This window comes from Streptomyces caelestis (assembly GCF_014205255.1).
GTDB lineage: Bacteria > Actinomycetota > Actinomycetes > Streptomycetales > Streptomycetaceae > Streptomyces > Streptomyces caelestis.
This window is the reverse complement of record NZ_JACHNE010000001.1, coordinates 8,551,039-8,562,386: the sequence shown is the minus strand read 5'-3', so window position 1 is coordinate 8,562,386 and position 11,348 is coordinate 8,551,039. Positions and strand designations below refer to the sequence as shown.

13 protein-coding genes and 1 pseudogene are annotated in these 11,348 nt (G+C 71.2%); 6 read left to right on the top strand and 8 right to left on the bottom strand.

What is annotated here, in order from left to right; translation table 11 throughout:
- Positions 1-22 precede the first annotated feature (22 nt).
- Positions 23-1,015 (bottom strand): L-glyceraldehyde 3-phosphate reductase, encoded by a 993-nt coding sequence (gene mgrA, locus HDA41_RS38730; RefSeq protein WP_184992486.1) that lies wholly within the window; start codon positions 1,013-1,015, stop codon positions 23-25.
- Between the two features lie 117 nt (positions 1,016-1,132).
- On the opposite strand from mgrA, the gene HDA41_RS38725 reads away from it, so the two are divergent.
- Together HDA41_RS38725 and HDA41_RS38720 are read left to right on the top strand one after the other, a co-directional pair.
- Positions 1,133-2,104, top strand: coding sequence for a LysR family transcriptional regulator (locus HDA41_RS38725; RefSeq protein WP_230299800.1), 972 nt, complete (start codon positions 1,133-1,135; stop codon positions 2,102-2,104).
- 58 nt (positions 2,105-2,162) lie between these two features.
- Positions 2,163-2,678: a mycothiol transferase gene (locus HDA41_RS38720; RefSeq protein ID WP_184992484.1), complete on the top strand. Its 516-nt coding sequence runs from the start codon at positions 2,163-2,165 to the stop codon at positions 2,676-2,678.
- On the opposite strand, the gene HDA41_RS38715 is transcribed toward HDA41_RS38720, so the two are convergent.
- Entirely contained in the window at positions 2,660-3,739 is a 1,080-nt protein-coding gene (locus HDA41_RS38715; protein ID WP_184992482.1) for an adenosine deaminase, read from the bottom strand. The genes HDA41_RS38720 and HDA41_RS38715 overlap by 19 nt on opposite strands.
- Positions 3,740-3,779: 40 nt before the next feature.
- Complete coding sequence (locus HDA41_RS38710) at positions 3,780-4,175, bottom strand: VOC family protein (protein ID WP_184992480.1); 396 nt, start codon at positions 4,173-4,175, stop codon at positions 3,780-3,782.
- Between the two features lie 136 nt (positions 4,176-4,311).
- Here HDA41_RS38710 and HDA41_RS38705 point away from each other — a divergent pair, with 136 nt between their 5' ends.
- The gene (locus HDA41_RS38705) at positions 4,312-4,707 is read left to right on the top strand and encodes a tautomerase family protein (protein WP_184992478.1); all 396 of its coding nucleotides are present in this window, start codon (positions 4,312-4,314) and stop codon (positions 4,705-4,707) included.
- A 1,309-nt stretch (positions 4,708-6,016) separates the two neighbouring features.
- On the opposite strand, the gene HDA41_RS38700 is transcribed toward HDA41_RS38705, so the two are convergent.
- On the bottom strand, positions 6,017-6,211 hold the full coding sequence (locus HDA41_RS38700; protein WP_184992476.1) for an antitoxin: 195 nt from the start codon (positions 6,209-6,211) through the stop codon (positions 6,017-6,019).
- 94 nt (positions 6,212-6,305) lie between these two features.
- On the opposite strand from HDA41_RS38700, the gene HDA41_RS38695 reads away from it, so the two are divergent.
- Positions 6,306-6,665: a hypothetical protein gene (locus tag HDA41_RS38695; protein ID WP_184992474.1), complete on the top strand. Its 360-nt coding sequence runs from the start codon at positions 6,306-6,308 to the stop codon at positions 6,663-6,665.
- Positions 6,666-6,700: 35 nt separating this feature from the next.
- On the opposite strand, the pseudogene HDA41_RS42045 reads toward HDA41_RS38695, so the two are convergent.
- Positions 6,701-6,931 (bottom strand): annotated as a pseudogene (locus HDA41_RS42045) (IS701 family transposase); the annotation flags it as partial.
- A 239-nt stretch (positions 6,932-7,170) separates the two neighbouring features.
- Here HDA41_RS42045 and HDA41_RS38690 point away from each other — a divergent pair.
- Positions 7,171-7,629 carry a pyridoxamine 5'-phosphate oxidase family protein gene (locus tag HDA41_RS38690; RefSeq protein ID WP_184992472.1) on the top strand — a complete coding sequence of 153 codons (459 nt, stop codon included), beginning with the start codon at positions 7,171-7,173 and terminating at the stop codon, positions 7,627-7,629.
- Positions 7,630-7,633: 4 nt separating this feature from the next.
- Here HDA41_RS38690 and HDA41_RS38685 read toward each other — a convergent pair whose 3' ends face one another.
- From HDA41_RS38685 to HDA41_RS38675, 3 genes are all read right to left on the bottom strand, one after another.
- Positions 7,634-8,542 (bottom strand): oxidoreductase, encoded by a 909-nt coding sequence (locus HDA41_RS38685; RefSeq protein WP_184992470.1) that lies wholly within the window; start codon positions 8,540-8,542, stop codon positions 7,634-7,636.
- A gap of 27 nt (positions 8,543-8,569) precedes the next feature.
- On the bottom strand, positions 8,570-9,460 hold the full coding sequence (locus HDA41_RS38680; protein WP_184992469.1) for a glycoside hydrolase family 19 protein: 891 nt from the start codon (positions 9,458-9,460) through the stop codon (positions 8,570-8,572).
- A gap of 195 nt (positions 9,461-9,655) precedes the next feature.
- On the bottom strand, positions 9,656-10,093 hold the full coding sequence (locus HDA41_RS38675; protein ID WP_184992467.1) for a MarR family winged helix-turn-helix transcriptional regulator: 438 nt from the start codon (positions 10,091-10,093) through the stop codon (positions 9,656-9,658).
- A 78-nt stretch (positions 10,094-10,171) separates the two neighbouring features.
- Here HDA41_RS38675 and HDA41_RS38670 point away from each other — a divergent pair, with 78 nt between their 5' ends.
- Positions 10,172-11,284 carry a substrate-binding domain-containing protein gene (locus HDA41_RS38670; protein ID WP_184992465.1) on the top strand — a complete coding sequence of 371 codons (1,113 nt, stop codon included), beginning with the start codon at positions 10,172-10,174 and terminating at the stop codon, positions 11,282-11,284.
- Positions 11,285-11,348 lie beyond the last annotated feature (64 nt).

Sequence of the window (11,348 nt, the reverse complement as noted above, 5' to 3'; positions counted from 1 at the left end):
GCCCCCGGGAAGGCCGCGGCGGTTACTGCTTGACGATCGCGTCGATACGGGCCAGCTCGTCCGCGTCGAAGTCCAGGTTCCCGATGGCTCCGACGCTGTCCTCCAGCTGCTGCGGGCTGCTCGCGCCGACCAGCGCGGAGGTGACCCGGCCGCCGCGCAGCACCCAGGCCAGCGCCATCTGGGCCAGGGTCTGGCCGCGCGACTTGGCGATGTCGTTCAGGTCGCGCAGCCGGCCCACCAGCTCCTCGGTGACCGCGTCGGAGTTCAGGAACGGGCTGTCGCTCGCGGCCCGGGAGCCCTCCGGGATGCCGTCGAGGTAGCGGGCGGAGAGCAGGCCCTGCTCCAGCGGGGAGAAGACGATGGAGCCGACCTGGAGCTCGTCGAGGGCGTCCAGCAGGCCCTCGTCCTCGGGGCGGCGGTCGAGCATCGAGTAGCGCGGCTGGTGAATGAGGAGCGGGGTGCCCAGCTCGCCCAGGATGCGGGCGGCCTCGCGGGTCTGCTCCGCGGAGTAGTTGGAGATGCCGACGTACAGCGCCTTGCCCTGCTGCACCGCCGAGTGCAGGGCCCCCATCGTCTCCTCCAGCGGAGTCTCCGGGTCGGGGCGATGGGAGTAGAAGATGTCGACGTAGTCCAGGCCCATCCGCTTCAGGCTCTGGTCCAGCGAGGACAGCACGTACTTACGCGAGCCCCACTCGCCGTACGGGCCCGGCCACATCAGATAGCCGGCCTTGGTGGAGATGACCAGCTCGTCGCGGTAGGCCGCGAAGTCCGACCTCAGGAACTCGCCCAGCGCGGACTCGGCGGCGCCGGGCGGCGGGCCGTAGTTGTTGGCGAGGTCGAAGTGGGTGACGCCGAGGTCGAAGGCGCGGCGCAGGATGGCGCGCTGCGTCTCGACCGGCCGGTCCGGGCCGAAGTTGTGCCACAGGCCGAGCGAGAGCGCGGGGAGCTTCAGGCCGCTGCGTCCGGTGCGCCGGTAGGGCATGTCCGCGTAGCGGTCGGGGTGTGCGGTGTACAACGCGACTCCAGAGGGGTTGGCACGGTCGGGAAACAACCGGGGTCCACTCTGGCGTGACCTGCTCCCATGCGTCCAACAGAAGAATCCGATGGAATTCAGCGGCTACGCTTCTCAGTCATGGAACTGCGCCACTTGCAGCACTTCGTCGCGGTCGCCGAGGACCAGCACTTCACCCGGGCGGCGGAGCGGCTCCTGGTGTCCCAGTCGGGCCTGTCGGCCTCGATCCGGGCGCTGGAGCGGGAGCTCCAGACGCCGCTGTTCGTGCGCACGACCCGCCGGGTGACGCTCACCCCGGCCGGCCGGGCGCTGCTCGGTGAGGCGGAGCGGATCCTGGCGCAGGTGCGGGCCGCCCACGAGGCGGTGGCGGCGGTGCAGGGGGTCCTGCGCGGCATGCTCGCACTCGGCAGTGAGCAGTGCATCGCCGGGGTGCATGTCGCGGGGCTGCTCGCCACCTTCCGGCATCAGCATCCGGACGTGGAGATCTGTCTGCGGCAGGCCGGGTCGGGGGCGCTCGCGGAGGAGGTCGCGGCCGGGCGGCTCGACCTGGCGTTCGCCGTACGGACGCAGGCGGACAGCGACCAGCTGCGGTCGGTGCCGCTGACCAGCGAGCCCATGACACTGCTGTGCCACTCCAGCCACCGGCTGGCCGCCGCCGGGGCGGCCGTCACGCCGGAGGAGCTGGGCGGGGAGGTGTTCGTCGACTTCCACCCCGACTGGGGTCCGCGCCGCACCACCGACACGGTGTTCGCCGCCGCGGGCGTACGGCGGACCGTGGCCCTGGAGGTGAACGACGTGCACACCCTGCTCGACCTGGTCGACGAGAACCTCGGCGTCGCCGTCGTGCCACGGCACTTCGCCCACAAGCGCGCCTCCCTGACCGCCCTGCCGGTGAAGGGCACCGGCGAGGCGGTCTACGAGACGGTGGCCCTGCTGCCGCCCCGGCAGGCCACGAGCCCGGCAGCGCGGGCGCTGATGGCGTTGCTGGAGGCGACGGGCGCGTCACCGGGGACCACGGGCACGTCACCGGCGACCACGGGCGCGTCACTGGAGGTCACTGGCACGGAGACCACCGGCGCCGCCGGCGCGTGAACCGGGGCGCACGATGAACCAGGGCGCACGAGACGCGGTGATGCGCGATGGTGGAGCCATGTATGCGAAGGACATCCTCATCGACGGCTACAACCGCATCCAGGAAGAAGTCCACGCCACCGTCGAGGGCCTCGGGCCCGACGAACTGGGCGCCCGCCCCACCCCCGACACCAATTCCATCGCGTGGCTGGTCTGGCACCTCACCCGCGTCCAGGACGACCACGTCGCCGACGCCTTCGGCCTCGACCAGGTGTGGCTGTCCCAGGACTGGGAGAAACGCTTCGGCCTCGGTCTGCCCCGCCACGACACGGGCTACGGCCACAGCCCCGCCAAGGTCGCCAAGGTCCGGGTCGACTCCGGCGAGATGCTGACCGGCTACTACGACGCGGTGCACGCGCAGACCCTCGACGCTCTGCGCGGGCTGACGGCCAAGGATCTTGAACGCGTCGTCGACGAACACTGGGACCCGCCGGTCACCCTGGGGGTCCGGCTGGTCAGCGTCCTGTCCGACGATCTCCAGCACGTCGGACAGGCCGCCTACCTCCGGGGGCTGCTTCAGAGCGCGATCTCGTAGCCGGGCAGGACCACGTCCCGGATGAGCGCGTTCCGCTCGTCGAACGGGAGGAACGCGCTCTTCAGGGCGTTCACCGTGACCGTGCGCAGGTCCGCGGCGGTCCAGCCCGCCTGCTCGACCAGCAGGGACATCTCGCGGGTCATCGTGGTGCCCGACACCAGCCGGTTGTCGGTGTTCAGGGTGACGCGGAAGCCGAGGTCCTTCAGCGCGGTGATCGGGTGCTCGGCGATGGACGTCGCGGCGCCGGTCTGGAGGTTGGAGGTCGGGCACATCTCCAGAGCGACACGCCGGTCGCGCACCCAGCCCGCGAGACGGCCGAGCTTGCCCGCCTCGAGGTCGGGGATGTCGTCGGTGATGCGCACGCCGTGCCCGATGCGCTGGGCGCCGCAGACCTGAAGGGCCTGGTGGATGCTGGGCAGGCCGTGGGCTTCCCCGGCGTGGATGGTGAACGGCACGTTCTCGCGGCGCAGGTGCTCGAAGGCCGCGAGGTGGTCGGCGGGCGGGAAGCCGTCCTCGGCGCCGGCGATGTCGAAGCCGACGACACCGGCGTCCCGGAACGCCACGACCAGGTCGGCGATCTCCCGGCTGCGGTCGAACATCCGCATCCCGCACAGCAGCGTCCCGACGCGCACGGGCGTCCCCGCGGCCGCCGCCTTGGCCATGCCGGCCGCGAGTCCCTCCTGTACGGCCTCGACGACCTCGGGCAGGGTCAGCCCGCCCTTCACCATCAGCTCCGGGGCGTAGCGCACCTCGCCGTAGACGACACCGTCCGCGGCGAGGTCGAGCACGTACTCCTCGGCGGTGCGCAGCAGGCCCTCGCGGCTCTGCATGACGGCGAGGGTGTGCTCGAAGGTGGCTATGTAGCGCACCAGGTCGCCGGAGTTGGCGGCCTCGTAGTACCAGGCGGCGAGTTCGGCGGGGTCGGTGGTGGGCAGGGTGTGGCCGACCGTGTCCGCGAGCTCCACCACGGTGGCGGGGCGCAGGCCGCCGTCGAGGTGGTCGTGCAGCACGGCCTTGGGCAGCCGGCGGAGGGTGTCGGTGTCGATGCGGGGCGCGGTCATGTGCGTGGTTCCTCGGCAGGTGCGTTCTCAGTAGGTGCGTTCAGTCGGTGATGGGCTGGAGCAGGTCCCAGCGGTTGCCGTACAGGTCCTGGAAGACGGCGACGGTCCCGTACGGCTCGTGCCGCGGCTCCTCCAGGAATATGACGCCCGCGGCGGCCATGCGGGCGTGGTCCCGGGCGAAGTCGTCGGTGTGCAGGAAGAACCCGACCCGCCCGCCGCTCTGGTCCCCGACCCGCGCGGCCTGCGCCTCCCCCTTGGCGCGGGCGAGCAGCAGACCGCTGCCCGTTGCCGGACCCCCGGGTTCGACGACGACCCAGCGCGACCCGTCGGGCCGGGGAGCGTCCTCGGCGAGCCGGAACCCGAGAGCCTCGGTGTAGAAGCGGATCGCCTCGTCGTAGTCGTCGACGACGAGGGTGACCAGGGCGATACGTCGCATCAGGACCTTTCGGAGCGTGGGATTGACGGCAGAGGTTATACGTAACACCTACGGGATGCAAGCATGCCCGGGAATCTCTGTACCTACTAGTATGTACGATCATGTTCGACGCCCCTACGGCTCCGAGGAGACGCCCATGCCCTTCGTCCGCATAGACACGCTCCGGGCCGGCCCCGAGCGACTCGCCGCTCTCGGCCGCGCCGTCCACGATGCCCTCGTCGAAACGATCGGCATCCCGCCCGACGACCGGTTCCAGGTTCTGGTCGACCACGACGGCGCGACCAGCACCCTCCGGTACGACGACTACCTCGGCGTACACCGCGACGACAGCATCGCCTATGTGGCGATCACGCTGCGCTCCGGTCGCCCGCCCGCGCGGAAGCAGGCGCTGTACCGGAGGATCGCCGAGCTGGCGCAGGCCTACGCGGGCACCGAGCCGAGGAACGTGTTCGTCGTCCTGACGGAGAACGGACCGGCCGACTGGTCGCTCGGAGAGGGGCGGGCGCAGTACCTCGGCACCCTGAGGGCCTAGCAGAGTGGCCGGTGTGCGCGTCGGCCTCGTCGCTCATGTCGTTGGGCTTGCCCGTGCTGTCGTGCGCGGCCTTGTGGTACTGGACGGCCATCGCCCCCTGCCCGGTGTCGTCAGCGGCGCTGTGCAACCATGGCGCGGCGTTTCGGTACTCGTGTTTGGCGTACAGCGCCAGTCCGTTGGCCAGGCTGGAGTCTCCTGGGCCGCGCTCGGCCTGTACACCGCTCTTGTCGAGCGCCGCGGTGATCTGGGCGGGCGGCAAGATGTGCACCCCGCGGCCGGTGGGGCTCAGCATGCCGGTCACGGCGCCGCGATCGTCGACGAACACCGAGCCGGGCATCCCGGAACCCAGTTGATTTCGCAACTTGTCGATGTCCTGGACCGAGACCGCGCCTTGGCGGTCATAACGGCCCTGCATGCTGGCCGGCACCGCCGTTGCCGTGGGCCTGGTGGGCCAGCCGACGGACGTCCATGTCTTGTCGGCCTCCTCGTCCGGTGCGAGCGCGACCGTGGCTGTCTTGTCCGGGGCGGCGGCGGAGAGCACCGCCACTCCGCCCGAGGTGGACATGAGGGTGGCCTTCAGGACCTTGGACTTCTCGGCCGCGGTGTAAGGGTGCACCCTGATCTCGGGCGTGATGAAGACGGCGCATTCCGCCTGGGGGTCGTGGGGCTCGTAGCAGCTGTTGACGGCCGTATCGATTTGAAGTGGTATTGACGCATCGTGTCCCAGTGCACAGCGACATCCACGTGCGCCGCGACCTCGACGCGGGCGACAGCGTCCGCAGCGTGCCATCAGGCTGATGAAGCCCCTGTCCGAGGCGATCACTGCCGGACAGCACCGTATCGGCGTCCAAAGTCGCGAGCCCCGGCTCTGCGGCTTCACGGGGCGGACTCGTCAGACGCCTCTTCACGTGTGCAGCGTTATGGGATCGGACCCGGCACGCTTCTGCGCTTCGGCGACGGCCGGGTGGAGTCGGCGAAGCGGAAGTGGGAGTTGACCTGGACAGGGCGGTGGCGCCCTGCTCGTGTGGAGTCAGATGCGTGCCGCCCTCCTCTCCAGCGCGAGTTGAGAAGGTCATCGAATCTCTGCCGCCGGACCAGGGCCTGGTGCAGACGTCAACGGTGCACAGCGAGGAAGGTGACCTGTACGCCATCCGCAGCGCGGACGCGGCGGTGTTGAGCCAGGACCTCTTCCGGAGAGAGCTACTCCGGCAACTTGCCGTCTGGCACTGGAGTGGGCGGCGGCAGGCGAGCCTGACGCACCACCGGCCCCCGGCGCGTGGCACCGGGGGCCGTGTCTCTGGCGTGAGGGTCAGCGCTCCGTCGTACCGCCGCTTCCGTAGGAGCGGCGCACCGCGTCGGCGGCCTTGTCGGTCTGGGCGTCGTACTTGTTGCCCGTACGCTCATCGGCCACCCGCTCGGCGCCCGCAACACCCTTGTCGGCCTGGTCCGGGTGCCCCTTCGCCAGCTCCTTGGCCTTGTTCGCCATATCTCCCAGCTTGCCCATGGCTACCTCCCGGGTAGTGCGTGCCTCGTACCCAGCCGCAGGTACCCCCCAGCCTCCGCCCATCACCTCGATCTCTCACAGGCGGCGCGAACTCTTGCAGGCCATCGGTGTCACGCCGCTGCCGCCACTTCAGGGGGGCACCTACGGCCTGGCGCGGTACGCGGCAGCAGCACCGGGCCGAAGTGCGTACTCGCGGGCGCTGGTGCCCGGCTCGCTGACCACCGGCTGGGTCACGTCCATGGCCTGCGGGGAGACGGGGAGGCCGCGGTCTGCGCGCGGCGAGGAAATCCGCAGCCAGGTGATGGACCCGAGCGATGTCCATGCCGTCGCCGTCCAGGGCCACCGTGGTCTGTATGGCCCGCTCGAACTGGCGGTGCCTGGCATCCCCGTCGGCGATGCCCCCACCGGAATGCGCCGGCGCGGTCGGCAACTGCGCCGCGAAGCCCCGCAGTGAAATGTGAGCTCCCGGGGCGCGAAAGCAGCGCAGCCGGACGTGTCGACGGGGCAGGAGGCGACGCAGTACGAGATCTCATCCGGCCGGCTGACGCTGCGGCGGGTGAATACCCAGTGCCGGCGGCCGGTCGGTGCCGGGGGGTGGACCTCGACGCGGGCCCGATCGTAGATGCGTCGGCCGTGGGCGCCGTCGCCGCAGGACCGGCGCTTCCCCTCCTGCCACGGCAGGACGGAGGACAGGTCGTGAACTCCACGTGCGCTCCAGCGGAGCGACCAGTCCCAGCAGTCACGGCAAGCACCGTTGCAGTACAGGGCCCTTCTGACGGATCTCCGCAGGAGAAGGAGCGGCGCTCGGTGCGTGCGATGGGCGTGCGGTGCGGAGGGGTCATGCGGCGGAGCCACTTGGCCCTGCGCACGGTGCGGCATGGCTTTGCTGACAGGCCCTAGGTCTCGGCCTACGCCCACAGCCCGAGGCGATCCGCCGGACCACCCGCTAGCGTGCCGGCATGAAGATCACTGAGCCACCTCGCACCCCCGAGCAGCGAAAGGCGGACCTCCTGGACCGCCTGGAGCGGGAGATCGACATCTGGGTCGCCACGGCGGACGCCGAAGGCGTGCCGTGCCTGGTCCCGCTCTGGTTCGTGTGGCACGACGAGGCCGTGTGGCTGTGCACACGGCTGACCAACCCCACGGGCCGCAATCTGCGGGACGGCCGACGCGCCCGGCTGGCCTTCGGGGACACCCGGGACGTCGTGCTCGTCGACGGTGAGGTGGAGACCTACGCGAGCCCCGGGGTGCCGCCGGCGGCGGCCGAGGCGTTCCGTGCGAAGACCGGCTGGGACCCGCGCGGGGACCACGCGTCGTACGCGTTCTTCCGGGTGCTGCCGCGCGCGGTGCAGGCGTGGTGCGAGGAGCACGAGCTGCCGCGCCGGCACCTCATGCGGGACGGGGTCTGGGTGGTCTGACCGGTCAACCGTCCTTTCGGCGTGGCGCGTTCAGCCGGTCCAGTTCCTCCGACGTGAGGCGGATCGCGCCCGCCGCCACGTTCTCCACGAGGTGGTCGGGGTTGCCGGTGCCGGGGATGGCGAGTACGTGGGGGCCCTGGTGCAGGGTCCAGGCGATGCGGATCTGCGTGGGGCTCGCGCCGTGGGCCCGGGCCACGGCGCGCACCTCCTCGTCGTGGGCGGTGGTGGCGCCGCCCTCCCCGGCCTCGCCGGCGACGGCGTAGAACGGCACGAACGCGATGCCCTGTTCGCCGCAGATCCGCAGCAGTTCGTCGGTGGCCGGGTCGGGGAGGTCGAGGGCGTACCGGTTCTGCACACAGACCACGGGCGCGATGGCCTGCGCCTCGGCGAGGTGGCGGGGCTCGACGTTGGAGATCCCCAGGTGGCGTATCAGGCCCGCCTCGCGCAGTTCCGCGAGGGCGCCGAAGTGCTCGGCGATCGAGTCGTACTTCGGCATCCGGCGCAGGTTGACCACGTCCAGGTGGTCACGGCCGAGTTGGCGCAGGTTCTCCTCGACGTGGGCGCGCAGGTCCTCGGGGCGGGCCGAGGTGCCCCACTCCCCCGACCAGGCCCGGTACGGGCCCACCTTGGTGACGATGACCAGGTCGTCGGGGTACGGCGCCAGCGCGCTGTTGATGAGTTCGTTGGCGGAGCGCAGCGACGAGAAGTAGAAGGCTGCCGTGTCGATGTGGTTCACGCCGAGGTCGATCGCCTTGCGCAGGACGGCGATCGACCGGTCGCGGTCGCTCGGAGTTCCGAGATGGAAGGCGGCGCTGCCCGTCAGCCGCATCGCGCCGAAGCCGAGGCGGTGGACGGGCAGGTCGCCGAGTTTCCAGGTGCCCGCGGTGTCCGCGGTGATCGTCTGTGAGCTCATCGGCGGAGTCTCACACACGACTCGCCGTCAGCAGTAGAGATTTCCGCCGGGGGACGTCCCGAGGATCTCCGTGAACCGCTGGTAGTTGTTCACACGGCTCTGCACCTGCGCCGGGTTCTGGCCGTCGCACTCCAGGGAGCCGTTGATGCTGCGGATGGTCTGGCCGAAGCCGGCGCCGCTGACCATGGCGTTGTGCGGGGTCATGGTGCCGGGGCCGGTCTGGGTGTTCCAGTACCACAGGGCCGTCTTCCAGGCGACGGCCGCGTCGTTCTGCACCAGCCAGGGGTTGTTCAGCAGGTCGATGCCGAGCGCGTCGCCCGCGGCCTTGTAGTTGAAGTTCCAGCTGAGCTGGATCGGGCCGCGGCCGTAGTAGGCGGCCTGGCCGGCCGGACAGCCGTAGGGCCGGCTCCAGTCGCAGTAGTGCGGGTAGTTGGCGGTGTTCTGCTCCACCACGTGCACCAGGCCGCCGGTCTCGTGGCTGACGTTGGCGAGGAAGGCGGCGGCCTCCTGCTTCTTCACGGTGTCGCTGCCGGTGTTGGCGAAACCGGGGTAGGCGCTCAGGGCGGCGGTGAGACCGCCGTAGGTGTAGAACGGATTCCTGTTCGGGAACATCTGGTTGAACTGCGCCTCGGTGACGACGAAGCGCGCGTTGGGCGTGCCCGGGCCGCTGTCGCAAGCGTACGGCTCCCAGTACCAGGTGCTGATGGTCGGGTCGTATCCCGGGTTGGCGTGCTCGGCGATGTACGCCTTGCCGTCGGTGTAGCGGACGATGTCACCGGCGGCGTACGCCTTCCCGGCCACCCAGTCGGGGTAGCTGGAGCACGCGGCGGCGGAGGCGCTGGTGGCCGGCAGGAGGACCGGCACGGTGCCCGCGAGGGCGAGGGCGGCCAGGACGGCGGAGACACGGCGTCTCGACACGGATCAACTCCTTTGCGGGGCACGGCCGCACCCGCCGAGGGCAGGGCGGAGCAGAGCCCGCGCCGCACGCACCGGAGGGCCGGTCACGGCGTGGGCGCGGCCGTGGTGGGGAGTGGTCGGAGGCACACTCAACCGCTTTGGTCTGTACCAGTCAAGGGTGTAGACCAGTCATCCCTACGCCGGGGTGCCCGGGGCTCAGGGGCGTGCCGGCTCCGCCAGCGTCGCGGCCAGCCGGTCCAGCAGGGACCGCAGCAGTTCGTCGTCGCCCTCGCCGAGCGCGGGCCAGCCGGCGCGCACCGCGTGGTCGAGCCGCTGCCAGTACTCCTGGCCGCGGGGGGTCAGGTGAGCGAGGACGCGGCGGCGGTCGAACGGGTCGACCCGGCGGTGCACGAGGTTCCGGTCGACGAGCTGGTCGACCAGCTTGGTCAGCGTCGGAGGCGGCAGAAAGGCGGCCTGCGCGAGCGCCGTCATGTGGTGCCCCTCGCCGTCGGCCAGCAGCGCCAGCACCCGCCACGCGTCGAGCGAGCAGCCCTCGCCCTCCAGCACGGCCTGCAACCGCAACGCCGCCAGCCGCTCGGCCCGCGTCAGCAGTTGCACCAGGTCGTCCGGTCGGTGCGGGGTCGGGCTGGGCATCCTGCTCCTGGTTCAAGGGGTGCGTCCATCCTAGGAGACGCGCTGGAGTTCGTCCGGCCGAGCCGGAATCATGACGCCATGTTCCGGTACGACCTCCCCGCGCCCGAGTGGTTCACGGCCGACGACTCCGTGCTCGGCGTGGCGCTCGTCTTCCCCTTGCAGGGGCCGGCCGGAATCTTCGGGCCCGCCTGCGAGCTGTGCGCACGGCTGGCCGTCGAGGAGGTCAACCGGGACGGCGGCGTGCTCGGCAGGGAGCTGCGGCTGGTGCCGGTAGACGGCTCGGGCCCGCCCGGCGAGGTCGCCGGCCACGTCGAGGCACTGGTGGACCTGGGCGTCGTGCAGGGCGTCACCGGCTGGCACATCTCCTCGGTGCGCCAGGCGCTGGCGCCGCGGATCGCGCACCGCGTCCCGTACGTGTACACCGCGCTGTACGAGGGCGGCGAGGACACGGCGGGCGTGTTCCTGACGAGCGAGACACCACGCGACCAACTGCGGCCCGCGATGGACCTGCTGGCGCACGAGCGCGGGGTGCGGCGATGGTTCGTCGTCGGCAACGACTATGTGTGGCCGCGGCGTACGGCACGGGCGGCCCGCGGGTACGCGCACGCGTCCGGCGGGTCCGTCGCCGGCGAGGTCTATCTCCCGCTCGGCACCCACGACTTCGAGCCGGTACTGCGCCGCATCGAGCGCTCCGACGCCGACGGGGTGCTCATGCTGCTCGTCGGCAGCGACGCGGTGCGCTTCAACCGGGCGTTCGCGGCGCACGGCCTGCACGCGCGCTGTCTGCGGCTGAGCACGCTGATGGACGAGAACATGCTGATGGCGAGCGGCCCGGCGGCCACCGAGGACCTCTACAGCACGGCCGGGTTCTTCGCCTCGCTGGCCAACCGGGACACCCTCGACTTCCACGGGCAGTACGCGGCCCGCTACGGCGTCGAGGCACCCGCCCTCGGCAGCTTCGGCGAGTCCTGCTACGAGGGCGTGCTGTTGCTGGCCGCGCTGCTGAAGCGGGCCGGGACGCTGGACGTGTCGGCGATCGGGGCGGCGGCGGGCGCGGTGTCGTACGAGGGTCCGCGCGGACTGCTGCGCCTGCGGGACAGCCATGTGCGCCAGCGCATCTACCTCGCCCGCGCCGACGGACTCGACTTCGACGTGCTCACGGAGCTGGACCTGCGCGGCGCGCGTCCCTGACGAGGCCGGGCGAACGACACGCCCCGGGGGGCGACCCCCTGCGCCGCGCGACCGCGAGAATTCC

Excerpts from the sequence above, each read along its gene's own strand:
- HDA41_RS38725 (WP_230299800.1), top strand. The coding sequence starts at position 1,133 with ATGGAACTGCGCCACTTGCAGCACTTCGTCGCGGTCGCCGAGGACCAG.
- HDA41_RS38720 (WP_184992484.1), top strand. The coding sequence starts at position 2,163 with ATGTATGCGAAGGACATCCTCATCGACGGCTACAACCGCATCCAGGAA.
- HDA41_RS38715 (WP_184992482.1), bottom strand. The coding sequence starts at position 3,739 with ATGACCGCGCCCCGCATCGACACCGACACCCTCCGCCGGCTGCCCAAG.
- HDA41_RS38710 (WP_184992480.1), bottom strand. The coding sequence starts at position 4,175 with ATGCGACGTATCGCCCTGGTCACCCTCGTCGTCGACGACTACGACGAG.
- HDA41_RS38705 (WP_184992478.1), top strand. The coding sequence starts at position 4,312 with ATGCCCTTCGTCCGCATAGACACGCTCCGGGCCGGCCCCGAGCGACTC.
- HDA41_RS38700 (WP_184992476.1), bottom strand. The coding sequence starts at position 6,211 with ATGGGCAAGCTGGGAGATATGGCGAACAAGGCCAAGGAGCTGGCGAAG.
- HDA41_RS38690 (WP_184992472.1), top strand. The coding sequence starts at position 7,171 with ATGAAGATCACTGAGCCACCTCGCACCCCCGAGCAGCGAAAGGCGGAC.
- HDA41_RS38685 (WP_184992470.1), bottom strand. The coding sequence starts at position 8,542 with ATGAGCTCACAGACGATCACCGCGGACACCGCGGGCACCTGGAAACTC.
- HDA41_RS38675 (WP_184992467.1), bottom strand. The coding sequence starts at position 10,093 with ATGCCCAGCCCGACCCCGCACCGACCGGACGACCTGGTGCAACTGCTG.
- HDA41_RS38670 (WP_184992465.1), top strand. The coding sequence starts at position 10,172 with ATGTTCCGGTACGACCTCCCCGCGCCCGAGTGGTTCACGGCCGACGAC.